Source organism: Actinomycetota bacterium, from assembly GCA_030684515.1.
Lineage (GTDB): Bacteria > Actinomycetota > Actinomycetes > S36-B12 > S36-B12 > UBA11398.
Genome location: JAUXVJ010000004.1, coordinates 1 through 1,812, shown reverse-complemented (window position 1 = coordinate 1,812; position 1,812 = coordinate 1). Strand labels below are relative to the sequence as shown.

Genomic DNA, 1,812 nt, shown 5'->3' with positions numbered 1-1,812 from the left:
ATGCCACAGTCGGTGCTCTGCGTGCGCGAGCAACCGATGTCGATGTCAGCGAGACATCGAAGGCCGAATACCGCCGCCGCTACGCATTGGCGCATTCCGCATAGGCTCGGACCACCGCACAACGAAGGGCCCCGGAGAATTTGAACTGAACCCCCTTAGTTGGACTCGAAATTGGGAGTCTGACTAAGGGGGTTTCGTTTTGCCTAGATCACGTTTGCCGCTTGACGTGCGGATCCGTGCGCAGGAGTTGTTCGATCAAGGCTTTGGTTATCACGTTGTTGCCAGGCAGCTTTCTATCAATTTGTCGACCTCGCGGCGATGGAGGGATTCTGCGCGCCAGGGGACGCTTTTAGGCTCTGGTGTCATGGGTAACAAGAGGTATCCGTTTGAGGTCAAGGTCGCCGCTGTGGAGCGCTTCTTGTCTGGAGCCTCCACGACTGAAGTGGTGCTGGAGTATGAGATCTCCACGCGCGCTTTGCTAAACAAATGGGTGTCGATCTATCGGGATGATGGTCCTGATGGCCTGCGACCTGGGCGCAGGGGCCGGCCTGCCAGGAACCCGTCCAAGGAGACGTTGGAACAGAAAGTTCAACGCCTGGAAATGGAGAACGCCGCCCTAAAAAAATTGCAGGCTCTGGTGGCCGCCGATCAGCGACGAACCGGCAAAAAGCCGAGGTAGTCAGGTCACTGGAGCATCTGTTTGAGGTCAAAGCCCTATGTCGGTTCTTGGGGCTGGCGGCAAGCACGTATTACTACCACCGGGGAGCGAAGACTCCAGTTGATCGCTACGCGCATGTGCGGCCGGTGCTGCGGGAAGTCTTTGATCGCTCCTATCGCAGCTACGGGTACCGGCGAGTGCGCATCGTCTTGGCTGGCAAGCACGGAATGAACCTGTCTGGCAAGACCGTGCTGCGCCTGATGCGCGAGGAGCAACGCCTGTGCCAGGTGCGCCGGCGCAAATACCGGTCCTATCGCGGTGAGCAAGGCCGCATCGCGCCCAACATCCTGGCCCGGGACTTCACCACCAACCAGGCCAGTTGCAAGTGGGTCACCGACATCACCGAGTTCACGATCAACGGCAACAAGCTATACCTGTCGCCGGTCATTGACCTGTTCAACCGTGAGGTCATCTCCTACGGGCTGCAGCCCAGCCCGACCCTGCCATTGGTCACCGACATGCTCACCAAAGCAGGAAAGCACCTACCGACCGACCATGCGCTGGTCCTGCATTCAGATCAAGGCTGGCATTACCAGCACCGGTCATACCGCCAACAACTCACGACCCTGGGGATCACCCAGTCCATGTCACGCAAAGGCAACTGCCTGGACAACGCCGTCGCCGAGAATTTCTTCGGTCATTTCAAAGAAGAATTCCTACGCCAGCACAAATTCACCAGCACCGGGCACTTCACCGCAGAACTAGCCAAGTACATCCACTGGTGGAACAACGAACGAATCCAGGAACGACTGAAGGGACTGAGCCCAGTTGATTACCGGACCCAATCCCTTCAGTTAGCCTAGAACGACTCCCGCTATGAACTCCAACTTTCAGGGTTCAGTTCAGAATCTTCTCGGGGCCCTTTGCGCGTTTCTATTAGTCCAGGTAGTCGCGCAGCACCTGTGAACGCGAAGGGTGACGCAGCTTGGACATCGTCTTGCTTTCTATCTGACGAATTCGCTCACGAGTAACGCCGTAGACCTTGCCGATCTCATCAAGAGTCTTGGGCTGACCATCAGTCAGGCCAAAGCGCATACGCACCACGCCCGCTTCACGATCAGACAGGGTGTCAAGTACTGACTCCAACTGCTCCT

3 protein-coding genes are annotated in these 1,812 nt (G+C 57.2%); 2 read left to right on the top strand and 1 reads right to left on the bottom strand.

Annotated elements, in window-relative coordinates:
* The first annotated feature begins 364 nt into the window (after positions 1-364).
* Both Q8M73_01690 and Q8M73_01685 read left to right on the top strand, forming a co-directional pair.
* A complete protein-coding gene (locus Q8M73_01690; protein MDP2287264.1) occupies positions 365-679 on the top strand; it encodes a helix-turn-helix domain-containing protein in 315 nt (104 codons plus the stop codon).
* Between the two features lie 17 nt (positions 680-696).
* On the top strand, positions 697-1,521 hold the full coding sequence (locus tag Q8M73_01685; protein MDP2287263.1) for an IS3 family transposase: 825 nt from the start codon (positions 697-699) through the stop codon (positions 1,519-1,521).
* Positions 1,522-1,594: 73 nt separating this feature from the next.
* On the opposite strand, the gene Q8M73_01680 is transcribed toward Q8M73_01685, so the two are convergent.
* The coding region (locus Q8M73_01680; GenBank protein ID MDP2287262.1) for a sigma factor-like helix-turn-helix DNA-binding protein at positions 1,595-1,812 on the bottom strand (218 nt) is incomplete at its 5' end.

Bases quoted from the DNA above. Each gene is read 5' to 3' on its own strand.
- Q8M73_01690 (MDP2287264.1), top strand. From the start codon at position 365: ATGGGTAACAAGAGGTATCCGTTTGAGGTCAAGGTCGCCGCTGTGGAG.